The organism is Paractinoplanes polyasparticus, assembly GCF_019710575.1.
Lineage (GTDB): Bacteria > Actinomycetota > Actinomycetes > Mycobacteriales > Micromonosporaceae > Actinoplanes > Actinoplanes polyasparticus.
Window position 1 is genome coordinate 1 of the sequence record NZ_JAHWFK010000035.1, and the last position, 25,405, is coordinate 25,405.

General features: G+C 70.8%; 22 protein-coding genes and 1 pseudogene. 13 read left to right on the forward strand and 10 right to left on the reverse strand.

What is annotated here, in order from left to right:
• A pseudogene (locus tag KXC43_RS51490) lies at positions 1 to 164 on the reverse strand (RNA polymerase sigma factor SigF); the annotation flags it as partial.
• Positions 165 to 378: 214 nt separating this feature from the next.
• Here KXC43_RS51490 and ppgK point away from each other — a divergent pair.
• Positions 379 to 1,176, forward strand: a complete 798-nt coding sequence (ppgK, locus tag KXC43_RS32060) for a polyphosphate--glucose phosphotransferase (protein ID WP_221379945.1) — start codon at positions 379 to 381, stop codon at positions 1,174 to 1,176.
• A 5-nt stretch (positions 1,177 to 1,181) separates the two neighbouring features.
• Positions 1,182 to 1,643, forward strand: a complete 462-nt coding sequence (locus KXC43_RS32065; RefSeq protein ID WP_221379946.1) for a PPOX class F420-dependent oxidoreductase — start codon at positions 1,182 to 1,184, stop codon at positions 1,641 to 1,643.
• Positions 1,644 to 1,657: 14 nt separating this feature from the next.
• Here the strand turns inward: KXC43_RS32065 and KXC43_RS32070 are convergent, their stop codons facing one another.
• The 4 genes from KXC43_RS32070 to KXC43_RS32085 form a co-directional block, all read right to left on the reverse strand.
• Positions 1,658 to 2,617 carry a hypothetical protein gene (locus KXC43_RS32070; protein WP_221379947.1) on the reverse strand — a complete coding sequence of 320 codons (960 nt, stop codon included), beginning with the start codon at positions 2,615 to 2,617 and terminating at the stop codon, positions 1,658 to 1,660.
• 3 nt (positions 2,618 to 2,620) lie between these two features.
• Complete coding sequence (locus KXC43_RS32075) at positions 2,621 to 3,574, reverse strand: hypothetical protein (RefSeq protein WP_221379948.1); 954 nt, start codon at positions 3,572 to 3,574, stop codon at positions 2,621 to 2,623.
• Entirely contained in the window at positions 3,561 to 4,067 is a 507-nt protein-coding gene (locus tag KXC43_RS32080; RefSeq protein ID WP_221379949.1) for a sigma-70 family RNA polymerase sigma factor, read from the reverse strand. Before KXC43_RS32080 ends, KXC43_RS32075 begins: the two co-directional genes overlap by 14 nt.
• Positions 4,068 to 4,271: 204 nt before the next feature.
• Complete coding sequence (locus tag KXC43_RS32085) at positions 4,272 to 4,907, reverse strand: hypothetical protein (RefSeq protein WP_308129351.1); 636 nt, start codon at positions 4,905 to 4,907, stop codon at positions 4,272 to 4,274.
• A 503-nt stretch (positions 4,908 to 5,410) separates the two neighbouring features.
• On the opposite strand from KXC43_RS32085, the gene KXC43_RS32090 reads away from it, so the two are divergent.
• The 8 genes from KXC43_RS32090 to KXC43_RS32125 all read left to right on the forward strand — a co-directional run bounded on the left by KXC43_RS32090 (position 5,411) and on the right by KXC43_RS32125 (position 17,065).
• Positions 5,411 to 7,378 (forward strand): alpha-1,4-glucan--maltose-1-phosphate maltosyltransferase, encoded by a 1,968-nt coding sequence (locus tag KXC43_RS32090; protein ID WP_221379950.1) that lies wholly within the window; start codon positions 5,411 to 5,413, stop codon positions 7,376 to 7,378.
• A 33-nt stretch (positions 7,379 to 7,411) separates the two neighbouring features.
• Positions 7,412 to 9,172: a maltose alpha-D-glucosyltransferase gene (gene treS, locus KXC43_RS32095; RefSeq protein ID WP_221379951.1), complete on the forward strand. Its 1,761-nt coding sequence runs from the start codon at positions 7,412 to 7,414 to the stop codon at positions 9,170 to 9,172.
• Positions 9,169 to 10,479 (forward strand): maltokinase N-terminal cap-like domain-containing protein, encoded by a 1,311-nt coding sequence (locus KXC43_RS32100; protein ID WP_221379952.1) that lies wholly within the window; start codon positions 9,169 to 9,171, stop codon positions 10,477 to 10,479. Before treS ends, KXC43_RS32100 begins: the two co-directional genes overlap by 4 nt.
• Before the next feature lie 71 nt (positions 10,480 to 10,550).
• Positions 10,551 to 12,656: a 1,4-alpha-glucan branching protein GlgB gene (gene glgB / locus KXC43_RS32105; protein ID WP_221380023.1), complete on the forward strand. Its 2,106-nt coding sequence runs from the start codon at positions 10,551 to 10,553 to the stop codon at positions 12,654 to 12,656.
• A gap of 177 nt (positions 12,657 to 12,833) precedes the next feature.
• Positions 12,834 to 12,995 carry a hypothetical protein gene (locus KXC43_RS32110; RefSeq protein WP_221379953.1) on the forward strand — a complete coding sequence of 54 codons (162 nt, stop codon included), beginning with the start codon at positions 12,834 to 12,836 and terminating at the stop codon, positions 12,993 to 12,995.
• An 11-nt stretch (positions 12,996 to 13,006) separates the two neighbouring features.
• On the forward strand, positions 13,007 to 14,191 hold the full coding sequence (locus tag KXC43_RS32115) for an FxsB family cyclophane-forming radical SAM/SPASM peptide maturase (protein WP_221379954.1): 1,185 nt from the start codon (positions 13,007 to 13,009) through the stop codon (positions 14,189 to 14,191).
• Complete coding sequence (locus KXC43_RS32120) at positions 14,181 to 15,863, forward strand: HEXXH motif domain-containing protein (RefSeq protein WP_221379955.1); 1,683 nt, start codon at positions 14,181 to 14,183, stop codon at positions 15,861 to 15,863. Before KXC43_RS32115 ends, KXC43_RS32120 begins: the two co-directional genes overlap by 11 nt.
• Positions 15,848 to 17,065 carry an MFS transporter gene (locus KXC43_RS32125; protein WP_221379956.1) on the forward strand — a complete coding sequence of 406 codons (1,218 nt, stop codon included), beginning with the start codon at positions 15,848 to 15,850 and terminating at the stop codon, positions 17,063 to 17,065. The genes KXC43_RS32120 and KXC43_RS32125 overlap by 16 nt, the downstream gene beginning before the upstream one ends.
• 13 nt (positions 17,066 to 17,078) lie before the next feature.
• Here the strand turns inward: KXC43_RS32125 and KXC43_RS32130 are convergent, their stop codons facing one another.
• Together KXC43_RS32130 and KXC43_RS32135 are read right to left on the reverse strand one after the other, a co-directional pair.
• Positions 17,079 to 17,678, reverse strand: coding sequence for a hypothetical protein (locus KXC43_RS32130; RefSeq protein ID WP_221379957.1), 600 nt, complete (start codon positions 17,676 to 17,678; stop codon positions 17,079 to 17,081).
• A 107-nt stretch (positions 17,679 to 17,785) separates the two neighbouring features.
• On the reverse strand, positions 17,786 to 18,232 hold the full coding sequence (locus KXC43_RS32135) for an anthrone oxygenase family protein (protein WP_221379958.1): 447 nt from the start codon (positions 18,230 to 18,232) through the stop codon (positions 17,786 to 17,788).
• 154 nt (positions 18,233 to 18,386) lie between these two features.
• Between KXC43_RS32135 and KXC43_RS32140 the strand changes: the two genes are divergently transcribed.
• Together KXC43_RS32140 and KXC43_RS32145 are read left to right on the forward strand one after the other, a co-directional pair.
• Positions 18,387 to 19,181, forward strand: a complete 795-nt coding sequence (locus KXC43_RS32140) for an aldo/keto reductase (protein WP_221379959.1) — start codon at positions 18,387 to 18,389, stop codon at positions 19,179 to 19,181.
• Positions 19,182 to 19,477: 296 nt separating this feature from the next.
• A complete protein-coding gene (locus KXC43_RS32145) occupies positions 19,478 to 19,981 on the forward strand; it encodes a GNAT family N-acetyltransferase (RefSeq protein WP_221379960.1) in 504 nt (167 codons plus the stop codon).
• Positions 19,982 to 20,116: 135 nt separating this feature from the next.
• On the opposite strand, the gene KXC43_RS32150 is transcribed toward KXC43_RS32145, so the two are convergent.
• On the reverse strand, positions 20,117 to 20,500 hold the full coding sequence (locus KXC43_RS32150) for a VOC family protein (protein ID WP_221379961.1): 384 nt from the start codon (positions 20,498 to 20,500) through the stop codon (positions 20,117 to 20,119).
• 45 nt (positions 20,501 to 20,545) lie between these two features.
• Positions 20,546 to 21,088, reverse strand: a complete 543-nt coding sequence (locus tag KXC43_RS32155) for a GNAT family N-acetyltransferase (protein ID WP_221379962.1) — start codon at positions 21,086 to 21,088, stop codon at positions 20,546 to 20,548.
• Between the two features lie 92 nt (positions 21,089 to 21,180).
• Between KXC43_RS32155 and KXC43_RS32160 the strand changes: the two genes are divergently transcribed.
• Entirely contained in the window at positions 21,181 to 22,941 is a 1,761-nt protein-coding gene (locus KXC43_RS32160) for a serine/threonine protein kinase (RefSeq protein WP_221379963.1), read from the forward strand.
• Between the two features lie 6 nt (positions 22,942 to 22,947).
• On the opposite strand, the gene KXC43_RS32165 is transcribed toward KXC43_RS32160, so the two are convergent.
• Positions 22,948 to 25,317, reverse strand: a complete 2,370-nt coding sequence (locus tag KXC43_RS32165) for a Tex family protein (RefSeq protein WP_221379964.1) — start codon at positions 25,315 to 25,317, stop codon at positions 22,948 to 22,950.
• Positions 25,318 to 25,405 lie beyond the last annotated feature (88 nt).

Below are 25,405 nucleotides of genomic sequence, written 5' to 3' on the forward strand. Positions count from 1 at the left end.
GGCTCGCCGCGGCCGGAGTAGCGGTGGGCGAGGTGGCGGGCCAGCGGCAGCCACGCCTCGATCGCCCGGTCGCGCAGGCGGTGGCGGCGTGGGTGATCATGGGGCAGATCAGCGAGCGTGGCCAGGAGGTCGGAAGCGGTTTGCTCGGCGACGGACACGGTCATCGGAGGTCCTCCAGAGAGCGGGCAGAGAGCCGTGCCCGCACGCGGCGACCGTTCTGTGTTTCCACGCTAACCGAGAAGGGGAGGCTTGCCTAGCTGAAAGTACGAGGGTCACCCCGCAACCCCCTGGAGGTTGCGGGACCGCGACGGGATTTAATGTCGGGGCTCCGTGGTAAACAGCGGGGGCACAACCAGGCACCTCAAGACGGGAAACACCATGGCCATTCTCGGCATCGACATCGGCGGCTCCGGCGTCAAGGGGGCTCCGGTCGACACCGCCCGCGGCGAGTTGCTCGCCGAGCGGTACCGGGTGCCCACCCCGCAGCCGTCCGACGTCACCAGCGTCGTCGAGGCCGTCGCCGAGGTGGCGGCGCAGTTCGAGGGGCAGTACGACCGGGTCGGCATCACCTTCCCGGGCGTGGTGGTCGACGGGGTCACCCGCACGGCGGCGAACGTCGACAAGTCGTGGCTCGACGCGCCGGCCGCGCAGCTGTTCACCAACCGGCTCGGCACGCCCGTGTCCGTGCTCAACGACGCCGACGCGGCCGGGGTGGCCGAGGTGGCCTTCGGCGCGGGCCGCGACCAGACCGGCCTGATCATGATGCTCACGTTCGGCACCGGCATCGGCAGCGCGCTGTTCCTCGACGGCACCCTCATCCCCAACACCGAGTTCGGCCACCTCGAGCTCGACGGGCACGACGCCGAGCTCAAGGCCTCCGACCGCGCCCGCGAGACCGAGGACATGAGCTGGGAGAAGTGGGCCGGCCGGGTCCGCCGCTACCTGGCCCACGTCGAGATGCTGCTCTCCCCCCGGCTGTTCATCATCGGCGGCGGCGTCAGCAAGAAGTCCGACCGCTTCCTGCCGCTGATCGACATCCGTACGCCCATGGTCCCGGCCACGCTGCTCAACAACGCGGGCATCATCGGCGCGGCCCGCATCGCCGAGATCGACGGCGCCAGGAGTGCCGACGACGGAGTGACGCCGCACGAGGCCGGCGCCCGAGTGACGGAGTAGAGACGATGCCACGCACGATCGCCACCAACACCGAGGCCTCCCGCGAGGAACTGCTCGAGTTCCTGCGCCCCCGGCACCAGGCCATCCTGATGACCACCCGGCGCGACGGACGTCCCCAGGCCTCGCCCAACACCTGCGGCGTCGACACCGAGGGCCGCATCGTCATCTCGACCTATCCCGACCGGGCCAAGGTCTACAACCTCCGGCGCAACCCGCAGGTGTCGGTGTGCGTGCTCTCCGACGACTTCGGCGGCGCCTGGGTTCAGGTCGACGGCACGGCCGAGGTGCTCGACCTCCCCGAGTCGATCGAGCCCCTGGTCGAATACTTCCGGGTCATCTCGGGCGAGCACCCGGACTGGGCGGAATACCGCCAGGCCATGCGCGACCAGGGCAAGTCCCTGATCCGCATCACCATCGAGCGGTGGGGCCCGATCGCCACCGGCGGCTTCCCGGCCCGCCTGGCCTAGACGGCGGCCCGGCGTCAGCCCCGCCAGGCCTTCAGGCGCTTCGCCAGGGCCTTGCCGAGCGTCCGGGCCGTCGCCGCCTCCGACGCGGCGTTCTCGTAGCCGCGGCAGTCGATCACGGTCACGGCGTCGCCGATCCGCACCGCCGCGATGTAGGTGTTCCGCCACCGGCCGTTGTTCATCGGCCTGCCGTCGGCGTCCACTTCCTCGTACGACCGCTCGATCAGCACCGACTCGTCGCCCACGCCCAGCGGCAGCATGAGGCCGAACTGCGCGTCGAGCCCCCGCACCTGGCTGGTCGAGCACGCCTCGACGGCCCGGCGCAGGTCGGTCAGGTAGTCCTTCGCCCCGTCGCCGCGATAGACGCCGACGGTGTTGTAGACCCCGTCGTCGGGGATGCCCTTCGGGGGTGGGTTGTCCGGCTTGCGATAGCGCGACACGATCGACGCGCTGACGCCCAGCTGCTGCTGGCTCGGGAACGTCGCCGCCGGGCAGAACTCGGGCACGCCGAGCGGCCGGAACTGCGTGACGGTCGCGTTGGTGTCCTCCTGCCGCAGAGTCACCTGGTACGGGATCTCCGCCGGCATCGGCTCCTCGGTGACCGTCGGCTCGGTCGTGGGCGGCCGGGACGACGGCGCGGCCGGTGGGGACGAGGACGGCGAGGCCGGCGGGAGCGACGTGGGCAGTGACGGGGGCGCCGAGGACTGCGGCGTCCACCTGACGGCCGGGCCGGCTCCGAGGCCGCTGCCCGCCGGCGGGAGCACCGTATTCCCGCCGCTGCCGCTGTCGCTCGTCAACGCCCACCCGCTGCCGACCGCTCCCACGACGAGCACCGCGGTGGCCGCGGCGGCCGCCCGGGTCCGCCAGGCCGCTCGGCGGCGGGCGGCCTGGCGGCGCAGCTCGGACCCGGACAGCAACAGACCCCGTTCGCTGTCCGACGAGAGGGCCGCGAAGGCACGGCTCACGTCATCCGGCACCGGTCAGCCTCGCCAGTCCTCGAGCCGGGCGGCGGCCCGGCCGGCCAGTTGCTTCTCGAAGTCGGGCCGGGCGGCGCCCCAGCCCTCGTAGCCCTGCCCGTCGACCAGGGTGACCGCGTCGCCGATCCGGATCGCGGCGATGTACGTGTGGTTGCGCGACCCGTTGTCGAGAGGCTCCCCCTCGCCGTCCCTCGACTCGTAGGAACGGTCGATGAGAACCGACTCCTCGCCCACGCCCACGCCCAGCGAGCCCAGCGAGTCGAACTGCGCCTCGGCGTCGCCGACCTTGCCGCTCGGGCAGGCCTCGACCGCTCGCCGAAGCTCGGACAGGTAGTTCACGGCCCCGTCCCCGCGATAGACGGTGACAGTGTTGTAGACCGTGTCGTCGGGCACCGAGCCCGCTCCCGACTTCGGCCCACGGTAGAACATGCGCACCGTGGCTCGCACCCCCACCTGGGCCTCGCTCGGGAACTTGGCCTTCGAGCAGAAATCGAGCTGTTCGAAGGGATCCTCGACGCGGGCGACGTCCGAGAGGCCGGCATCGGAGTCCGACAGCAGCGCGCGGCCGGGAATCGACTTCGGGAGGGCCGGCGGGCGGGTGGTGGGACGCGTGGACGTTGGCGGGGGTGGCATGGACGAGCTCGGCGCCGACGAGGGCGCCGGGCTGGGCAGCAGGCTGGGCGTCGTGGTGGCCGGCGCTGAGGCGGCGCCGGTGCCGCTGATCGCCGGAGGCAGCCCGGTGTCGGGTCCGCCGTCGTCCGACATCGCCCAGCCGGCGCCGACGCCACCGGCCACGAGCACCGCAGCGGCGGTGGCCGTCACCGCGAGGCGGCGGGACCGGCGGCGGACGGCCTGGCGGCGCAGTTCCGGTCCGGAGAGCAGCAGGCCACGTTCGGTGTCCGAGGAGAGCGCGGCGAACGCGCGTTCGACGTCCGGCGAGGGCTCAGTGTTCGGCATCGGTCACCTCCGGGGTGCGCGGCGGGGCGAGCATGGCGGCGAGCTCGGTGCGGCCGCGGTGCAGTCGTGAGGTCACGGTGCCGATCGGCGTGCCGGTCTCGGCCGCGATGGCCGCCACCGGCAGATCGAAGAGATAGTGCAGCGCGACCGCCCGTCGGACGGGTGCCGGCAGCCGCCGCAGCGCGGTGCTCAGCCAGACCGCTTCCTCGCTGGGTGGGCCGGCCGGCTCGGGCGGCCCGGCCCGGCGTACGGCAACTCGCCACCCGCTGAGCCGGCGCCACCGGTCGGTGGCCAGCCGGCCGACGGTCAGCCGCAGCCAGCCCTCGGGCGCCGGGTGGGCGACCAGCTTCCGCCAGTGGCGCCACGCCCTGGTGTACGCCTCCTGCACCACGTCCTGAGCTTCGGCGAGATCCCCGGTCAGCGCGTATCCGTAGCGGAGCATCCGCGCGGACGTGTCCCGGTAGAACTCGTCGAAGCTGTCCGCATCCCGCATCCGCGAACTCCCCGCTCGTCCTGGTTCGTGCACCGGTAACGCCCGGCGTGGCAAGAATGCTGCATCAGCCGAAAACTTTCTTCCCCGATTCACGCCACACAGCCGAAAGGCCGGCGCCCCGGGTGGGGCGCCGGCCTTCAGCGCAAGGTCAGTCGCGATGGCGCCCGCCGATGTCGCGGGCGCCGAAAACGGCCTCGGCTCCGCCTAGCCGTTTTCGGTGTCCGCGGCATCGGCCCCGGAGGGCGCAGTCCCCGCCGAGCCGGAGGCAAGGCCGGCAAGCTCAGCCTGCTCAGCGTCCAGGACGTAGAGCAGCGTGTCGCGGTGGATCGAGGCGACGGGCTCGAGCAGGTCGGGGTGGCGCAGCAGCACGGCCGCGTCCATGTCGCGGCGGTCGGGCTCGAGCAGGCGGCGGAACTCGGCCGGCGCCTTGCCGCTGCGGGCGTAGGGCAACGGCCGGTCCTGGGCCAGCGGCACGGCCGCGATCACGGCGTCGACGCCGCGCCGGGCCAGCTGCGGGTCGGCCAGCAGGCAGGCGGCCCAGCTGACCACGGTCTCGTCGACCCAGGTGCGCCAGCCCTCCTCCTCGGCCTCCTCGTCCTCGGGCTCGCTGCCGACACGCCAGTCGAGCACCGCCGAGCCGCCGGGGCCGGCGATGGCGACCAGCGCCGCGTCGACCTCGGTCGGGTAGCGCAGCCACGCCGCGACCGTGACGGCCTGACGGGCCTGCAGCTCCGACAGGGTGTGCGCGATCGTGTCCGCGCTCCCCGAAGGGTAAGCACGCGACAGCCAGTGCGTGCTCGCCGCGATGACGGGCGACAGCTCGACAGACGGTCCGGCCACGTGGGTACTCCTCCGCTCGGGCGCGGCACCAGGTCGGCCCGCGTCACACCGGATGACTCGGCGGCGGAACAGGGGTATCTGAGCAGGGGCACCGGAGTGGGACCGCACGGCAACCGACACGCTCCTGTGCCCGCTGCCGTCGACCTGGGGATGACCGAACTGGGACGCGTGGTGCGGGCGAGGCGCCCCGCTCGTGATCTTGACGGCGCTGCCGCGCGGCCGGCGGGCAAGGCGGGCGGGCGGGCGGGAAACATTATTTTGCCGGCCGGTAACGTTCCGATGATCAGACTCGGTAACCATGAACGGGTGATCACCGTAGTCGAATTGGCGGAATTCATCGGGGGCGCGAGGCCTCGCCTGGATGAGCCGGCCTGAGCGGACTCCGGTAGGTTGAGCGCATCGGCACGCCACCGTTTGCGGCGCCTCCACAGCGGAGAAGTATGCCCTGACGGCGGTCTGGTTTCGCCGAACCCGCCCGCGCCCTGAAGATTACGGTGGAGATCATGACCGGTCGCTTTCCCATCGAAGACGTGACGCCCTCGGTGTCGTGTGGCCGTTATCCCGCAAAGGCGGTCGTCGGCGAATTGGTGCCGGTTTCCGCGGTGTCCTATCGCGAAGGTCACGACGCTCTCGGCGTCAATGTGGTATGGCGCGGCCCCGACGGCGAATCCGAGCCGTTCACCCGCATGCGTCCCGGTGAGCCCGGCCTCGACCAGTGGCACGGGGTGATCCGGCCCGACCGGGTCGGCCGGTGGACGTTCACCGTGGAGGCGTTCGACGACCCGTACCGCACCTGGCGCAACGCGGTGGTGAAGAAGATCGGCGCCGGCCAGGGCCTCGAGGACCTGGCGAACGACCTGGCCGAGGGGGCCGAGGTCCTCGACCTGGCCACCAAGATCGTTCCGCACGGCGACGAGGAGCGGGTGCGCGACGCCGCGGCGGCCCTGCGCGACGAGCAGCGGTCACTGTTCGCCCGGGTCTCCCCCGCGCTCGACCTGGAAGAGCTGCTCTGGCACAACCCGGTGCGCCAGCTCGTGACGACCACCCGGTCGTACGCGATCTGGGTCGACCGCAAGCGCGCGCTCTACTCCGCGTGGTACGAGTTCTTCCCCCGCTCCGAGGGCGCCGAGATCGGCCCCGAGGCGACCCCGATCAAGCACGGCACGTTCGCCACCGCCGCCGAGCGCATCCCCGCGGTCGCCGGCATGGGCTTCAACGTTCTCTACCTGCCCCCGATCCACCCGATCGGCAAGATCAATCGCAAGGGCCGGAACAACACGCTGGTGGCCCGGCCCGAAGACGTGGGCTCGCCGTGGGCGATCGGCTCCGAAGAGGGCGGCCACGACGCGATCCACCCGCAGCTGGGCACGCTGGAGGACTTCCGGGCCTTCATCGCCACCGCCGAGGAGCACGGCCTCGAGGTCGCCATGGACCTGGCCCTGCAGGCCGCGCCCGACCACCCGTGGGTCAAGTCGAACCCCGAGTTCTTCACCCGGCGGGCCGACGGCACCATCGCGTACGCCGAGAACCCACCCAAGAAGTACCAGGACATCTACCCCATCAACTGGGACAACGACTACAAGACGCTGCGCGAGGAGGTCTATCGCGTCGTCATGCACTGGGTCGGCAACGGCGTCAAGATCTTCCGGGTCGACAACCCGCACACCAAGGCGATGAACTTCTGGCAGTGGCTGATCGCCAAGGTGAAGGAGACCAACCCCGAGGTGCTGTTCCTGGCCGAGGCGTTCACCCGGCCGGCGATCATGAACGGGCTCGGCAAGGTCGGCTTCACCCAGTCGTACACGTACTTCACCTGGCGCACCACGGCCTGGGAGATGCGGCAGTACATGGAGCAGTTGCTCACCACGATCGACTGGATGCGACCCAACTTCTGGCCCAACACGCCCGACATCCTGCACGAGTCGCTGCAGCACGGCGGCCCGCCGATGTTCCGAATTCGCGCGGTGCTGGCCAGCATGCTCACGCCGTCCTGGGGCATGTACTCCGGTTACGAGCTGTTCGAGCACGTCCCGCGGCCGGGCGCCGAGGAGTACATCGACAACGAGAAGTTCGAGCTCAAGCCGCGGGACTGGGCGGCGGCCGAGCGGACCGGACGGTCGCTGGCCCCGTACATCACCCGGCTCAACCAGATCCGTGACGAGAATCCGGCGTTGCACTGGCTGCGAAACCTGAGATTCCACGACATCGACAACGACTCGCTGCTGTGCTTCTCGAAGCGTGACCCCGACACCGGCAACACGGTTCTTGTGGTGGTCACGTTCGACTCGACGAGCGTGCAGTGGGGGAACACCGTGCTGAACATGCCGGAACTCGGCCTGGACTGGCACGACCGGTTCACGGTGGTCGACCAGATCACCGGGGCCACGTACGAGTGGGGGCAGCACAACGCCGTGCGGATCGATCCGTACGTCGAGCCGGCGCACGTGTTCGTGATCCAGCCGGCTAGTTAACAAGTACCTGCGGGTGGGTAGGTGGGGAACCTGATGGACCAGAACGAGCTCAGCGTGGATCCGGCCGAGGGCAGCCACGTCGAACAGGGCGTGGTGGAGCACCCGAACGCGGAGGACTTCGAACACGCCCGGACCCTGCCGGCCGACCGGACGTGGTTCCAGCGCGCCGTCTTCTACGAGGTTCTGGTCCGGGCGTTCTACGACTCCGGCACGGACGGCTCGGGCGACCTGCGCGGCCTGATCGAGCGGCTCGACTATCTGCAGTGGCTCGGCGTCGACTGCCTGTGGCTGCCGCCGTTCTACCAGTCGCCGCTGCGCGACGGCGGCTACGACATCAGCGACTTCTACCAGGTGCTGCCGGAGTTCGGCACGGTCGACGACTTCGTGGCCCTGCTCGACGCCGCCCACAAGCGCGGCATCCGGGTCATCACCGACCTGGTCATGAACCACACCTCGGACCAGCACCTGTGGTTCCAGGAGTCGCGGCGCGACCCGGACGGCCCGTACGGCGACTACTACGTCTGGAGCGACACCTCCGAGAAGTACCAGGACGCACGGGTCATCTTCGTCGACACCGAGGAGTCGAACTGGACGTTCGACCCGGTGCGGCGGCAGTTCTTCTGGCACCGGTTCTTCTCGCACCAGCCCGACCTCAATTACGACAACCCGGCCGTGCAGAACGCCATGCTCGACGTGCTGCGCTTCTGGCTCGACCTGGGCATCGACGGCTTCCGGCTCGACGCCGTGCCGTACCTGTTCGAGCGGGAGGGCACCAACGGCGAGAACCTGCCCGAGACGCACGCCTTCCTCAAGCACTGCCGCAAGGTGATCGACGACGAGTTCCCGGGACGGGTGCTGCTGGCGGAGGCCAACCAGTGGCCGGCCGACGTGGTCGAATACTTCGGCGACTCGAAGGCCGGCGGCGACGAGTGCCACATGGCGTTCCACTTCCCGCTGATGCCGCGCATCTTCATGGCGGTCCGGCGCGAGTCGCGCTTTCCCATCTCCGAGATCCTGGCCCAGACGCCGGCGATCCCGGACAACTGCCAGTGGGGCATCTTCCTGCGCAACCACGACGAGCTGACGCTCGAGATGGTGACCGACGAAGAGCGCGACTACATGTACGGCGAGTACGCCAAGGACCCGCGGATGAAGGCCAACGTGGGCATCCGCCGGCGGCTGGCCCCGCTGCTCGAGAACGACCGCAACCAGATGGAGCTGTTCACCGCCCTGCTGCTGTCGCTGCCGGGTTCGCCGGTGCTCTACTACGGCGACGAGATCGGCATGGGCGACAACATCTGGCTCGGTGACCGCGACGGCGTGCGCACCCCGATGCAGTGGACGCCGGACCGCAACGCCGGCTTCTCCACGGCCCACCCCGGGCGGCTCTACCTGCCGGCTAATCAAGACCCGGTGTACGGCTACCAAGCGGTGAACGTCGAGGCCCAGCGCGACAGTTCCACGTCGCTGCTGAACTGGACGCGTACGATGCTGGCGGTGCGACGCCGCCACGAAGCGTTCGCCGTCGGGACCTTCCGCGAACTGGGCGGATCCAACCCGTCGGTGCTGGCGTACCTGCGCGAGGACGGCGACGACGTCGTGCTCTGCGTGAACAACCTGTCGCGCTTCCCGCAACCGATCGAGCTGAACCTGCAGCACTGGAACGGGTACACCCCGGTCGAGCTGACCGGTCATGTGAACTTCCCGCGTATCGGCCAGCTGCCCTACCTGCTCACGCTCCCCGGGCACGGCTTCTACTGGTTCCAGCTGTGCGGGTCCGAGGAGAAGCAATGACGTTGCCTTTCGCCGAATGGCTGCCCCTCCAACGGTGGTACGCAGGCCGATCCCGCACCCTGTCGTCGGTCAAGGAGGCGTCGAGCACGGCGCTCGACGACGCCCTCGACCTGGTGCTGATCGACGTCGAGTACACCGACGGCAGTTCCGAGCGGTACCAGGTGGTGGTGGCCTGGGAGTCCGGCCCGATCGTCGAGTACAGCGAAGTGGCGACGATCGGCACCGACGGCGACCGGACGGGCTACGACGCGCTCTACGACACCGGCGCCGCCCGCAAGCTGCTGGCCCTGGTCGCGGCGGGCGGCACCCGCGGTGACGTCATCTTCGAGCCCGAGCCGGAGGCGACGTTCCCGATCGAGGCCTGGCCGCGCGTCTTCGACGCCGAGCAGAGCAACACCAGCGTCATCTTCGAACAGGACGCGATCCTGAAGGTGTTCCGCCGGGTGTCGCCCGGCATCAACCCCGACGTGGAGCTCAACCGCGTGCTCGGCCGCCGGGGCAACCCGCACGTGGCCCGGCTGCTCGGCTCGTTCCAGACCACCGAGGGCGGCGAGCCGTGCCCCTTGGGCATGGTCACGGCGTACGCGGGCAACTCGGCCGAGGGCTGGGCCATGGCCACAGCGTCGGCGCGCGACCTGTTCGCCGACGCCGAGATGGGCGCCGACGAGGTGGGCGGCGACTTCCAGGGCGAGTCCTACCGGCTGGGCGAGGCCGTCGCGGCGGTGCACGCCGACCTGGCCGCGGCGCTCGGCTCGGGCCCGTCGGTCTTCCCGGTCGACGCCATGCTGGCCCGGCTGCGCATCGCGGCCCAGGCGGTGGCCGAGATCCAGCAGTACGTGCCGTCGATCGAGGCACAGTTCCGCGAGCTCGACACCCGGCCCGTCGAGGTGCAGCGCGTCCACGGCGACCTGCACCTGGGCCAGGTGCTGCGGGTGCCCGAGGGCTGGTTGCTCATCGACTTCGAGGGTGAGCCCGGCCAGCCGCTCGACCAGCGCCGCATGCCCGACTCGCCGCTGCGCGACGTGGCCGGGGTGCTGCGCTCCTACGAATACGCGGCTTACCAGCTGCTCGTCGACCAGTCCGACGACGAGCACCTCGCGGCGCGCGCCCGCGAGTGGGTCGACCGGAACCGGGCCGCGTTCTGCGACGGCTACGCGAACGTGGCCGGGGCGGACCCTCGTGAGCAGGGCCCGCTGCTGGCGGCCTACGAACTCGACAAGGCGGTCTACGAGGCCGCGTACGAAGCCCGGCACCGGCCCGGTTGGCTGCGCATCCCCTTGCGCTCCATCGCGCGCCTCGTCGGCTGACGCCCAGGTAAAAGGAGATTCCCCTCGTGATCGGCCACTCCGCCAACTCGCTCGCCGCCGACCAGCGCGCCATGAACAGCGTGGTGGCCGGCGACACCCACGATCCGCACGGCATCCTCGGCGCCCATCCCGGCGGCGGCAACACGGTGATCCGCACCCTGCGCAAGGGGGCCAAGGCGGTGATCCTCGTGCACGAGGGCGAACGCACCGAGATGACCCGGGTGCACGCCGACGGCGTGTTCGCCGCCGAGGTGCCGGGTCTGGTGCTCGACTACCGCCTCGACGTCGACGGCGAGGTCGTCGACGACCCGTACCGGCACCTGCCGACGCTGGGCGAGCTCGACCTGCACCTGATCGGCGAGGGCCGGCACGAGAAGCTGTGGAAGGTGCTCGGCGCGCAACCCCGCGAGAGCGGCGTCGGGTTCGCCGTCTGGGCCCCGGGCGCCCGCGGCGTGCAGGTGATCGGCGACTTCACGGGCTGGGGCCCGTACGACGGCTGGCCGATGCGCTCGCTCGGCTCCAGCGGCGTCTGGGAGATCTACCTGCCCGACGCCAAGGTCGGCAGCAAGTACAAGTTCAAGATCCTCGGACGGGACGGGGTGTGGCGCGAGCACGCCGACCCGCTCGCCCAGCACACCGAGGTGCCGCCGGCCACCGCGTCGGTCGTCTACGACTCGTCGTACGAGTGGTCGGACGAGACGTGGATGGCCGAGCGCGCCACCAAGCAGTGGCACCAGGAGCCGATGAGCGCCTACGAGGTGCACCTGGGCTCGTGGCGTCCCGGCCTGACCTACACCGAGCTGGCCGACCAGCTGGTCGAGTACGTCCTCGAGACCGGCTTCACGCACGTCGAGCTGATGCCCGTGATGGAGCACCCGTTCGGCGGCTCGTGGGGCTACCAGGTCACCGGCTACTACGCGCCGACGTCGCGCTTCGGCACCCCCGACGAGTTCCGCCACCTGGTCGACAAGCTGCACCAGGCCGGCATCGGCGTGATCCTGGACTGGGTGCCCGCGCACTTCCCGAAGGACGAGTGGGCGCTGGCCCGCTTCGACGGTACTCCCCTGTACGAGCACGGTGACTGGCGTCGCGGCGAGCACCCCGACTGGGGCACGTACGTCTTCGACTTCGGCCGCAAGGAGGTCCGTAACTTCCTGGTGGCCAACGCGCTCTACTGGTGCGAGGAGTTCCACGCCGACGGCCTGCGGGTCGACGCCGTGGCTTCGATGCTCTACCTCGACTACTCGCGCAAGGACGGCGAGTGGACCCCCAACCAGTACGGCGGCCGCGAGAACCTGGACGCGATCAGCTTCCTGCAGGAGATGAACGCGACCGTCTACAAGAACTACCCGGGCGCGATCACCATCGCCGAGGAGTCGACGGCGTGGCCGGGCGTCACCCGCCCCACCCACCTGGGCGGCCTCGGGTTCGGTTTCAAGTGGAACATGGGCTGGATGAACGACACCCTGTCGTACATCGAGAAGGAGCCCATCTACCGCCAGTGGCACCACCACCAGATGACCTTCGCGACGGTGTACGCCTGGAGCGAGAACTACATCCTGCCGATCAGCCACGACGAGGTCGTGCACGGGAAGGGCTCGCTGGCCGGCAAGATGCCCGGCGACCTGTGGCAGAAGCTGGCCAACACGCGCGCGCTGCTGGGCTTCATGTGGGCCTTCACCGGCAAGCAGCTGCTGTTCATGGGCAGCGAGATGGGCGACCTGCGCGAGTGGAGCGAGGAGCGGGGGCTCGACTGGGAGTTGCCGGACGACCCGCAGTTCGGCGGTGTGCAGGCTCTGGTGAAAGACCTGAACCGGGTCTACAAGGAGTCGCCCGCGCTGTGGACCCAGGACACGTCGGCCAGCGGCTTCCGCTGGATCACCAGCGAGGACTCGCAACACAACACGTTCTCGTTCGTCCGGTTCCCGCCCAACGGCGACCCGGTGGCCTGCGTCGTCAACTTCGCGGCAGTCCCGCACGAGGGCTACCGCATCGGCCTGCCCCGGCCCGGCCGGTGGGCCGAGGTGATCAACACCGACAGCGACCTGTACGGCGGTTCCGGCGTCGGCAACCTGGGCGAAGTGCAGACCGACGACATGCCGTGGCACGGCTTCGACCACTCGGTGTCGCTGCGGGTGCCCCCGCTGGGCGCGGTCTGGCTTCGCCTGGAGCCGTGACGACGGAGTCGCGCCCGGCCACCGACCGGGCGCGCATTATCGTCCGCCCGTAGATTCACCACGGTCCTCTGTCACGAAGTTGACAGGCGCCTTCAACCCTTCGACGTTCGTCAATAGGTTCGAGCAAAGCCCGCCGGGGTGCTCCCCGGCGGGCCACAACCTGACGGAGGGTGCGACATGGAAAGTCAGGCGCTGGACACCACCGACCTCGAGACGGCCGACGACGACCTGCTGGCCGAGCTCAGCCCCGCCCTGCGCGCGGCCGTGGAGCGGGTCTACGCCCCCGACGACCACGGCGGCGCCGGCGGCTTCAACTCGTTCGTGGACGCCGATCTCTAGTTCGCCCGCCGATGGACGGCCGCTGGCCCGACGACCTCGACGTGACCGCGCTGACGGCGCAGGGGTGGCGGCCGAAACGCTTCAACCAGTTCGTCGTCAAGATCCACAGCCGCTGCAACCTGGCCTGCGGATACTGCTACGTCTACGAGTCGGCCGACCAGAGCTGGCGCGACCAGCCCAAGATCATGACCGAGGCGGTCCTCACCGAGGCCTGCCGGCAGATCGACGAGCACGCCGGGGCGACGGTGAGCCTGGTCTTCCACGGCGGCGAGCCGCTGCTGGCCGGGGCCGCGCATCTTGACCGGCTGGCCGCAGCCGCGACCTCGATTCTGAGCCCGGGCCGGCGGTTGCGGCTCGGACTGCAGACCAACGGGTTGCTCCTGGATCCCCGGATGATCGAGGTCTGCGACCGCTGGGGCATCCGGGTGGCGGTGAGCCTGGACGGCGACGAGGCCGGCCACGACCGCCACCGCAAGTTTCGCGACGGCAGCGGCAGCCACGCCGGGGTCGCCCGGGGTCTGCGACTGCTGCAGCAGCACCGGCACCTGTACGCCGGCCTGCTGTGCACGGTTGACCTGGCCAACGACCCGGTGACGACCTACGAGGCGCTGCTGGAGTTCGAGCCGCCGACGGTGGACTTCCTGCTGCCGCACGCGAACTGGACCACTCCCCCGGTCGGCGCGCGGGCCGCGTACGGGCAATGGTTGTCCCAGATCTTCGACCGCTGGTTCGACGCGCCGGTCCGGGAGTCCGGCGTGCGGCTCTTCGACGACATCCTGGCCCTGACGCTCGGCGGCACGGGCACGTCGGAATCGGTGGGCCTGCAACCGATCCGGGTCGCAGTGATCGAGACCGACGGCGCGGTCGAGCAGGTCGACACGCTGAAGACCGCCTTCGCCGGCGCCACCCGGGTGCACGCCGCGGCCGGTGGCAACCCGCTCGATCAGGCTCTGCGGCAACCGCAGATCGTCGCGCGGCAGCTGGGAGCGGAGGCGCTGTGCCGGACCTGCCGCGACTGCGAGATCCACGAGATCTGCGGCGGCGGCAACTACACCCACCGCTTCCACGCCGGGAACGGCTTCCTCAACCCGTCGGTCTACTGCTCCGACCTGACGTTCCTCATCGGCCACATCCGGGCCCGCGTGTCCGGCGAGCTCGCGAAGATCCGCACAAGGAGGCCGACGGGTGGAGACTAGGGCCGGCACGCTGGTGCGCGACCTCGGCACGGGATTCGGAACGCCCGGGAACCTGGCCCTGCTGGCCGCCGGTCAGCGTCAGAAGCGCCAGGTGCTGCTGCGCATGCTGCTCAGCGACGCCGCCGGCGTCGAGGGCTCCGGCCTGGCCGAGGCGGCGCCGCACATCACCGGCGAGATGCTCGACTACCCGAACGTCGGCGTCTGGCTCGTGCGCTGCATCCGGCGGATCGCCCACCCCGACAGCCGCGAGGACGTGCCGCTCTGGGCCGACCTCGGCTATCTGGGCTGGCTGCGGGCGGCTGCGTTCGTCACCGCACGTCAGGCCGGCAGCGTCGAGGTCGTCGTGCGGGACGGCGTGGTCATGCTGCCCGGTCTGGGGCTGGCCCGGCTCGGACCGCCCGGGACGTACGGCCACGCGACGCTGACCGGGTCGTTCGAGTTCACGATGGGCGACACCCGGCTGGTGGTGCGCGACGCCGGTGGCGAGGGCGACGAGCGGTGGCTGCCGCTGCGCAAGCTGGGCTCGACGTACTCGACCTTGCGGACGGTCCACCTGGATGATCTCGACCCGTTCCGGGACTTCTCCGATCCGTACACAGAAGCGCAATTGACGGCCCCGCCGCCGCGCCTGACCGCGGCCCAGGCGGCACAGTGGTCACGAGCCTTCGCGGGCGCGCTCGAGATCCTCCGGCGGCAGCACGAGGGCTACTCGACCGGCATCGACGAGGTGCTGCGCACGGTGGTGCCGCTGACCGCGGAACCGGTGGCCAACGGGGTCAGCAACACCTCACTGCACGCGTACGGCGGGGTGAACATGAGCGCCGCGGGCGGTCCGCAGCAGTTCGCGCTGACGCTCATCCACGAATGCCAGCACGCCAAGCTCACCGCGCTCAGCGACCAGGCCGAACTGCAGAAGCCCTCGACGGTCAGGGATTTGTACGCGCCGTGGCGGGACGACCCGCGTCCGCTGACCGGCCTGCTGCAGGGCATCTACGCGCACATCGGCGTCACCGACTTCTGGCGGGTCTACCGGCGCGAGGCCGGCCCGAAGTCCACGATGGCCGACGTCGAGTTCGCCCGCTGGCGCACCCAGGTGCGGCAGGCGCTGCTCGTCGCGGCCGCGTCGCCGCTGCTGACCGAGGCCGGCACAGCCTTCGTCGAGGCCATGGGCGCGGCGATCCGGCACTGGTCGCACGAGACCGTGCCCGCCCGGCTCGAGACGCTGGCGCGGGAGTCGTCGGCCGGCCACCTGGTGGCGTGGCGGATCCGCAACATGACCGTGAACGTCGACGACCTGCGCGATCGCTGGACGCGAGGGCTCGACGCGGGCGACCTGCCCGAGGCGCGGGTGGTCCCGGGCGACGTCCCGCTGCGCAGCCGGCTGCCGGTCGGGTACGTCAAGATGAACCGGGCCGCGGGCGTCGAACCGGGCCCGGACACCCCGCCCGCCGACCTCGCCTACACCGACGGCGACTACGAACGGGCGCTGGCGCTCTATCAGGCCGAGACCCCCGACACGCCGGAGTCGTGGGCGGGACTGGCACTCTGCCTACGGCAACTCTCCGACGAGCAGTCGGTATCGGCGCTGTTCCAGCGGCCCGAGGTGGTGGCCGCCCTGTGGCGAGCCACGCGGGCCGACGTCGTCCAGCTGACCATGTGGCTCTCCTCTTGATCCTGCGCAACCGGCGCTTCCTGGCCCTGTGGAGCGGCAACGCCCTGTCGCTGATCGGCACGGCCGGCGTCCGCATCGCCTATCCATTGCTGGCGCTGGCCCTGTTCGACTCGCCGGCGCTGGCCGGCTGGGTCGCCTTCGCCGCCACCGTGCCCAACCTGCTGCTCCAGGTGCCGGCGGGCCTGCTCGCCGACACGGTCAACCGGCGCACGCTCATGCTGGTGACCCAGGCAGCCGGGCTGGTCGCCACGGCCGCGGTGCTGCTGGCGGCGGCAGCCGACCTGCGCGCGACGGCAATCGTGCTGGTGGTGGCGGCCGTGATCGAAGGCTCGGCGTTCGTCTTCTTCACCATCGCCGAGGTGGGCGCGGTGCGCGACGTCGTCGACGAGCAGCAGCGTACGGTCGCCTTCTCGTGGCTCGAGGCCGAGCAGCCCATCGGCAACCTCGCCGGCCGCGCGGTCGGCGGCGCCCTCTTCGACCTCTCCCGCTGGGCGCCGTTCGGTCTCAACGCCTTCTCGTACGTCTTCTGCCTGCTCACCCTGGCGGCCATGCCCAAGCGCCTGTTCGCACCCCGCGCTTCCGGTTCCCGAGCCCGCTTCTGGCCGAGCCTGGCGGAGGGCCTCGTCTGGCTGTGGCGCATCCCGTTCCTGCGCGTCACCAGCCTGGTCACCGGCTTCACCAACATGGTCTTCCAGTGCGTCATCATGCTCGTGCTGGTGGTCGCCACCCGCGACGACCGTCCGGCCTGGACGGTGGGCGTCATCCTGGCCGCAGCCGGGGTCGGTGGCCTGCTGGCGTCGCTGGTCACCCCGCGCCTGGAACGCGCCTTCCCGGCCCGCACCCTCTTCCTGGCCTGCGTCTGGGTGTGGACGCTGCTGCTGGCGATGATCGCGCTGAGCACCCATCCCCTGGCGCTGGCGATCGCCTGGGGCGGCGTGGGCGCGGTCGGCACGGTCGTCGCCATCACACTGACCGTCACCCGGGCCCGCGCTGTCCCCGACGGCATGCTGGGACGCATCGTCAGCGCCGCCGCCGTCATCACCGACGGCGCCGTCCCGATCGGCGCCCTCGCCGGCGGCTATCTGCTGGCCGCCACCAGCCCCGGGACGACCGCCCAGATCCTGCTGATCGCCATGCTCGCCGCCGCCCTCCTGTGCACCCGGTTCCTGCGACCCGCTCCCCAGCCGGCAACTCTGTCCTGACCTGCGAGCCGCTCTACCGCTTCCGGCATGTCCAGGACACAAGTCCGCTGATGGTGTCGTCGGGCCGGCTGCCCTCACGCCTGTTCGCCACGGCCGTGAACGTCCACGAGCCGCCGCCCTTGCCGTCGGTGGTCGCCTCGCTCATGGTGCTGTCCGACCAGACGCTGTAGATGGAGCTGTCGATCGCGATGAACGGGCGCGCGTCGGTCGCGACAAGCTGATCCTTCGGGTACGTGCCGGGCCCGGCATAGTCGGCGATCCGCACCTCCAGGCTGACGGAGTGATCGCCCGTCGGGCCGTCGAGCTCGCCGGGCGCCAGGTACTGCTTCGCGGCGGTGCCCTTCGCGTACTCCGCGCAGGTCTTCAGGGAATGCAGGCCGCCGGACGGTGCGGTCGCGGTCGTCACGCCCTTGACGGTGACGGCGCCGGTGATGTCGACCCTGACGGTGACCTCGGGGCCGAGGGCGGCTTCCACCTCGTCGGAGATCTCGCTGCCGGGAGGGCCGGTGTCCAGGACCGGGCCGGGGTCCGCCTCAGCGATGCCACACGCGGCGAGGGTCGAGAGCACGATGATGGTCGTCAGGGTCGAGGCGGTCCGTCGAGCGCTGAGCATGGTGTCACTCCTTGTCTGGCCTGTGCGAACAGCGTGGAGGCCACCGCCAAAGAAAGGCCAAAGACCGGAGGCGCGGTAACACGTACGAGGACCGCTCGGCCGCGGGATCAGGTGAGGGCGGCGACCAGCAGGGCGAACGCGGCGATGATGACGGCGACGCGGACGTAGTGGAAACGGTCCCAGCGGTTCATCTGCTGCTTCCAGTCCGCGGGCCGGTTGTCGGGGGTCCACGTCTTGCTCCGGTTGTTGATCGGGACGAGCAGGAGGACCGACATGACCACGCTGAGGATCAGCAGCGCGCCGGCGGTGATGACGAGACCGATGCCGTCGTGATCCCATCCGGCGACGGCCCAGACGGCGACGAGGACGAGCGAGGCGATGTACCAGACCGGCATCACGGCGCCGAGCATCCGGCCGCCGTGGGCACGGCCGCTCTGACCGCTGTCGCCCGGGAGGGCATCGAGAATCCGGTTGAGCACGAAGGCGACAGCGAACTCCACCCCCACCATGACGCCGACGACCACCGTGGTGATCACCTGAAGTGAGTCGAGCATGATGCTCCTCCTGATTTCTAGCATTGATAGCGTCCGGGGCAACGCTAGCATTCGAACGCTCGGATTTCTAGCGTCGCTAGCTCACGTGCGGCACAGGCTCCCCAGGTCGCCGCCCGGCCGGTAGCGTCCGTTCCCGACTCGAGGAGGCGACGGCATGCCGTATCTGAGCGGTGGACGGATCGGTTTCGGGGCCATGCAACTACCCACGTCGCCGGAAGCGCGTGAATCGTCGGTGTTGCTGCTGCGGAGGGCCGTCGAACTGGGCGTCCCGCTCATCGACACGGCGTACCTCTACGGCGGCGGAGCCAACGAAGAGCTCATCGCCGAGGCCCTGCACCCGTACCCCGCCGATGTCCTCATCACGACGAAGGTGGGCGTCTCCGGTTCGGGTCCGCTCAGCGACTGGCGGCTCGACGGCCGCCCCGATTCACTGCGCCGCCAGGTGGACGGCTGCCTGCAACGGTTGCGGCTGGAACGGATCGAGCTGTTGCAACTGCACCGCGTCGACCCGTCGGTGCCGCTGGCCGACCAGGTCGGCACTCTGGCCGAGCTGGCCGCCGAGGGCAAGGCGGCCCGGATCGGCCTCTCCGAGGTCTCGGTCGACGAGCTGGAGCAGGCCCGCAGGATCACGGAGATAGCCACCGTCCAGAATCGCTACAACTTCGCCGACCGCACCCACGAACCGGTCCTGCGGGCGTGCACCCGCCTGGGCATCACGTTCCTGCCGTGGCGGCCGCTCGCGCACGAGGGCGGCGAAGTCGATGCGGTGGCCGCCGAGCTGTCCGCGACCGCCGCCCAGGTCGTCCTCGCCTGGCTGTTGACCCGCTCCCCCGTCATGCTTCCCATTCCGGGCACGTCGTCCGTCGCCCACCTGGAGGAGAACCTGGCCGCCGGCCGTCTGCGCCTGACCGCGGACCAGCAATCGCGGCTCGCGCCCGACAGTTCTTGACGTCGGTGTCGAAGTGCGGTCGGAGCAGGCCGCTGCCAGGGGAACTCCAGCGCGGGCGCCGTGCGGGGCGACCGCTGCGAGCGCCGTGCCAAGCGACCGCTACGAGCGCCGTGCCAAGGCGACCGCTACGAGCGCCGTGCCAAGGCGACCGCTACGAGCGCGGTGCGGGGCGGCCGCTGCGGGGCGCCGGTTGCCATCAGGCGACGACAAGCACACGGCCGCGCAACTGGGCTCGATCCGCCTGCCGCCGAGCGAAGGGGCCGCGCCCACCGGGCGCGGTGGGCGACCATGGGGGGATGAGCCGACTGCCAAGCGTCACGCTCGTGCCGTTCACCGAGGCGTTTCTGCCCGTCGTGCAGGTGTGGTTCACCGACGCCGAGGTGCAACGGTGGCTGGGCGGGCCGGACTGGCCGGCGCGGTCCCTGCGGCTACGCGGACATGGCGTCGGTGAGATCTTCCGGGGGCGGCGGGTGCTGCGCGATCACACGTGGGTGGCGCTCGACGACCACGAGGTTCCCGTCGCCCTGACCGGCGGGGACGTCTACGACCCCGGCCCTGAACTGGGATTCGCCTACGTCGTCGATCCGGCGCGGTGGCGGCAGGGCTACGGCGCGGCGACGCTGCGGGCCATGGTCGCCCACCCGGACGTGGCCGACGTCGCGTTCTTCACCGCCGGCATCGAGCCCGAGAACGTGGCGAGCGCCCGCTGCCTCGCCGCCGTGGGCTTCCGCCCCGACGATCCTGAGCCGGACCACGAGGGCATCGTCTACCACCTGCTGCGCCGCACGCCAACCGGCTGATGAGCAGCCGGCGAAGCTCGCCGACCGCACGTCCCAACCCCAGCGCGTCACGAGACGACCGCACGTCCCAACCCCAGCGCGTCACGAGACGACCGCACGTCTCAGGTCCAGCGCGTCACGAGACGACCGCACGTCTCAGGTCCAGCGCGTCGCGAGACGGTCGAACGTCGCGTCGTCGCTGTGCCGGGGAATCACGCAGGCCAGCTGGCCGCCGGGTATCCGCAGGATGTGACAGTCGAGCCACTGGTCGATCTGCTCGGCGCCCAGCGCGATCAGGCGGGCCGTCTCGGCCTCGACGTCGTCGGTCTCGAAGTCGAGATGGTAGCGAGCGGTGCCGTCGATCGACTGGATCGCCAGCGTCAGCCCCGGCAGCACGCCGGGCAACGACAGGAACTGCGGCTCGCCCGGCGGCGACGTGGGCGTCACCCCCAGCGCGGCCGACCAGAACGCGGCGGCGCTGCCGGTTTCCTCTTTCGGCACGTCGATCAGGATCGTGGACAGACGACTGCGATGGGCCATGCGAGCACCCAACCACAGGGGTACGACAGTTTCCGGGCGAGCTTCTCAGGGCGAGGGGATCAGCCACTCGTTCGACAGGAGGCCGTAGATCAGGTCGTCGGTCCACTCGCCCTTGATGTAGGTCTGCTGGCGCAGCTTGCCCTCGAGGGTGAAGCCGAGCCGTTCCAGCAGCCCGGCCGAGGCCAGGTTGCGGGCGTCGCACTCGCCGGCCACCTTGTGCAGGCCCTGCACCCGGAAGAGCCGGTCGAGCACGGCCGTGACCGCCTCGAAGGCGTGCCCCTGCTTCTGGTGCTGCTTGGCCAGGGTGAAGCCGATCTCGGCCTGCTTCAGGTTGTCGTGCAGGTGGACCGCCACGTCGCCGACGAGCACGTGGTCGGCGGTGCGCTCGATCGCGTACTGGAACCAGCCCGGCTTGTCGGGGTCGGAGGCGATGAAGTTGGCCACCGCCGTCTCGGCCCGCAACAACGGGAACGGCGCGTCCCACGACTGGTAACGCGCGACCTCCGGCTCCGACCGGTAGGCGGCGAGGACGGCGGCGTCCGCCGGGCGGAAGCGCCGCAGCACCAGCCTCTCGGTCGCGATCAACATTCGCCGAGGATAAACCCCGACAGTGCAGGCAGGAGCCGAGACACCACCCGATACAGTGACGGCTTCTGATTTCTCCGGGACTGGGGGCGGTCATGCGTCCGGAGCCACTGCGTCCGCACGATCCGGCCCGGCTGGGCTCGTACGAGCTTGTCGGCCGGCTCGGCGAGGGCGGCATGGGCACCGTCTACCTGGCGAGGACGGCTGCGGGGGCGCAGGTCGCGGTCAAGGTGGTGCGGGCCGACCTGTCGCCGGACGACGAGTTCCGCCGGCGGTTCCGCAGCGAGGTGGCGCGCGCCCGGCAGGTGCCCCCGTTCTGCACGGCCGAGGTGCTGGACGCCGACCCCGACGCGGAACACCCCTACCTCGTCGTCGAGTACGTCGACGGGCCGACGCTGGCGCAGGTGGTCGACGAGCGCGGCCCGCTCACCGCGGCCAACCTCCACAGTGTCGCGATCGGCGTGGCGACCGCGCTCACCGCGATCCACGGCGCCGGTGTGATCCACCGCGATCTCAAGCCGCGCAACGTGTTGCTCGCGCCGGGCACGCCCAAGGTGATCGATTTCGGCATTGCGCGGGCCGTCGGGGGCACCGCCACCGGCAACACCGCGCCCGAGTTCATGATGGGCACCGTGGCCTACATGGCGCCCGAGCGGTTCGGGGACGCCGACGTGCCGCTGACCGCCGCGGCCGACATCTTCGCGTGGGGCGGCGTGGTCATGTACGCCGGCACCGGGCGCACCCCGTTCGGGGGCGACTCGCCGCTGGCCACGGCCGGGCGCATCCTCACGCAGCAGCCGGATCTGTCCGGCCTGGGTGGTCCGTTGCGCGAGCTGGTCTCGTCCGCCCTGAGCAAGGACCCGGCCGACCGGCCCTCCGCCCGCGAACTGCTCGACATGCTGGTGGCCGGCCCGTCCCGGCCCGCTGCCACCGCCGCCGCCCTGGCCGGTCAGCCCGACCTGCGCGCCGCCGCCAATCAGGCCCAGTCGGTGACCGGCCTGCTGACGGCGCCTGCGCCCGGCGAGCCGCCCGCCTCCGGCGAGCCGCCCACGCCCGAGGGGCCGACCGTGCCGGTGTCGGCCGTGCCGGGCATGGTCGAGCCGGATCAGGAGAGCCGTGGCCGCCGCTGGTTCCTGCCGGCCGCGATCGCGCTGCTGGTGATGGCCGTGATCGCGGGCACGATGATGCTGGTCTTCGGCTCGCCCGCCGACCAGGTGGCCGGCCCGGGCGAGCCCGTCCCGTCGACCGCGTCGCCGCTGCCGTCGGCGCCGCCCGCGGGCCCGTTGCTGCTCGCCGACGATCTCGACCGGAACCGGTTGTGGCTCGCCAAGACCGAGCCCGACGGCAAGTCGTCGTGCGTGTTCACCGGCGGCGAGCTGCACGTCCGGATCGACGGGAAGCCGCTCTACAAGTGCCGCGGCCCGCAGGACACGCTGCCCGACGACCTCAGCATCGACGTCGGCGTCCGGCTGGTCAGCGACGGGGCGTGCGCGGCGATCTGGTACCACTTCAAGCTGCCCCGCGGCGGTCACCTCGTCCGCATCTGCCAGGACAACATCTTCGTCGGCACGCACCAGAGCGCCGAGGTCAGCGTGACCCGTACGCTGCCGCTCGACAACCCGATCCAGGTGGGTGGCCCGCCGGTGCGCATCGGCCTGCACGTGGCCGGCGACGTGGTGACTGTGTCCCGCGACGGGGTGGCGCTGGGCGAGGCGCCGCTGGGCGACGCCGAGATCACCGGCAACCGGGTGCTGCTGGGCGTCTTCCTCGACCGCGACACACCCGACTCCGGGTCGGCCGAGGTCGCCTTCGACCACATCGAGGTGCGGGAACCGGGCCGGCCCGGCCCCCGCTGATCCCGATCAGTCCTTCGACAGGCCCGCGCGGCGCAGCGCGTCGGCCATCGCCCCGCCGTTGAAGCTGGCCGGCGACTGCTGCTTCTGCTGCCGCTGACCGCCGCCCTGACGGGGTTGCCCGCCCTGACGCGGCTGGCCGCCCTGCTGCCGGGGGCGCCCCTGACCCTGGCCGCCCTGGCCGCCGCCCTGCTTGGGGCGGTCGTCGCGCGGCTTGCGGGACGGCTCGTCGGTCAGCCGCATGGTCAGCGAGATCCGCTTGCGCGCCTCGTCGACCTCGACCACGCGCACCTTGACCACGTCGCCCGACTTCACGACCTCGCGCGGGTCCTTGACGAAGGTGTTCGACAGCGCCGACACGTGCACGAGCCCGTCCTGGTGGACGCCGATGTCGACGAACGCGCCGAACGCGGCCACGTTGGTGACCACGCCCTCGAGCACCATGCCCGGCTTGAGGTGGCCGATCTTCTCGACTCCCTCGGCGAAGGTGGCCGTGGTGAAGCCGGGGCGCGGGTCGCGGCCCGGCTTGTCCAGCTCACGCAGGATGTCGGTGACGGTGAGGACGCCGACCGTGTCGCTGACGAACTGCTCGGGCCGCAGCGCCTTCAGCAGCGGGCTGTTGCCGATCAGCGACTTGATGTCGGTTCCCGCCGAAGCCAGGATCGTGCGGACCACCGGATACGACTCCGGGTGCACCGCGGACGAGTCGAGCGGGTCGTCGCCGTCCGGGATGCGGAGGAAGCCGGCGCACTGCTCGAACGCCTTGGGGCCGAGCCGGGCGACCTTCTTGATCTCGCTGCGGTTCTTGAACGGCCCGTTCGAGTCGCGGTGCAGCACGATGTTCTCGGCCAGGCCCGCGCCGATGCCGGAGACCCGGGAGAGCAGCGGCGCCGACGCGGTGTTGACGTCCACGCCGACCGCGTTCACACAGTCTTCCACGACGGCGTCGAGCGACTTGGACAGCTTGGACTCGGACAGGTCGTGCTGGTACTGGCCGACGCCGATCGAGCGCGGGTCGATCTTCACCAGCTCCGCGAGGGGGTCCTGCAGGCGGCGGGCGATCGAGACGGCCCCGCGCAGCGACACGTCCATGCCGGGCAGCTCCTGGGCCGCGTACGCGGAAGCGGAGTACACCGACGCCCCGGCCTCCGAGACCATCACCTTGGTCAGCTTGGCCTCGGGGTGGCGCTTGATCAGGTCGCCGGCGAGCTTGTCGGTCTCGCGCGAGGCGGTGCCGTTGCCGATCGCGATCAGGTCGACGTTGTGCTTGCTGGCCAGGGCCGCGAGCCGGTGGATCGATTCGTCCCACTTGTTCTGCGGGACATGCGGGTAGATCACGTCGGTCGCGACGACCTTGCCGGTCGCGTCGACCACGGCCACCTTCACGCCCGTACGGAATCCGGGGTCGAGGCCCATGGTGGCCCGGGTTCCCGCGGGCGCGGCGAGCAGAAGGTCGCGCAGGTTGGCCGCGAAGACCCGGACCGCTTCGTCCTCGGCCGCCTGCCACAGCCGTACGCGAAGGTCGGCCCCGAGGTGGATGAGGACCCTGGTCCGCCAGGCCCAGCGCACCGTGTCGAGCAGCCAGCGGTCGCCCGCCCGGCCGTGGTCGGCGATGTTGTTGCGGGCGGCGATGCGCGGCTCGAAGGTGGACTCGTCCTCGGGCTCGGGCTCCATCGTCAGGTCGAGCACGTCCTCCTTCTCGCCCCTGAACATGGCCAGGATGCGGTGCGAGGGCAGCTTTGCGTACGGCTCGGCGAAGTCGAAGTAGTCGGCGAACTTCGCGCCCTCGGTCTCCTTCCCCTCGCGCACCTTGGCCACCAGCCGGCCCCTGGTCCACATGCGTTCGCGCAGCTCGCCGATCAGGTCGGCGTCCTCGGCGAAGCGCTCGATCAGGATCGCCCGGGCGCCGTCGAGGGCAGCCTGCACGTCGGCCACCTCTTCGGTGGTGAACGCGGCGGCCGTCGCCTTCGGGTCGAGCGTGGGGTCGTTGAGCAACTGGTCGGCCAGGGGCTCGAGGCCGGCCTCACGGGCGATCTGGGCCCGCGTACGCCGCTTGGGCTTGTACGGAAGGTAGATGTCCTCCAGGCGGGCCTTGGAGTCGGCGGCCAGGATCGCCTGTTCCAGCGCGTCGTCGAGCTTGCCCTGCGAGCGGATCGACTCCAGCACGGCGGCGCGTCTGTCCTCGAGCTCCCGCAGGTAACCCAGCCGCTCCTCGAGCGTGCGCAACTGGGTGTCGTCGAGGGCGCCGGTCACCTCCTTGCGGTAACGAGCGATGAACGGCACCGTGGCCCCGCCGTCGAGCAGATCGACCGCGGCGGTGACCTGGCCGTCCCGGACGCCGAGTTCGGACGCGATGCGCTGATGAATGGCTGTCGTCACGACGACGATTGTCACCGACGGCGGCACTCCGTGTCCCGACGGGCCCCTTCTGTAGCTCGCAGGTGTGGCGACCGGTTTTTCGGCCCTT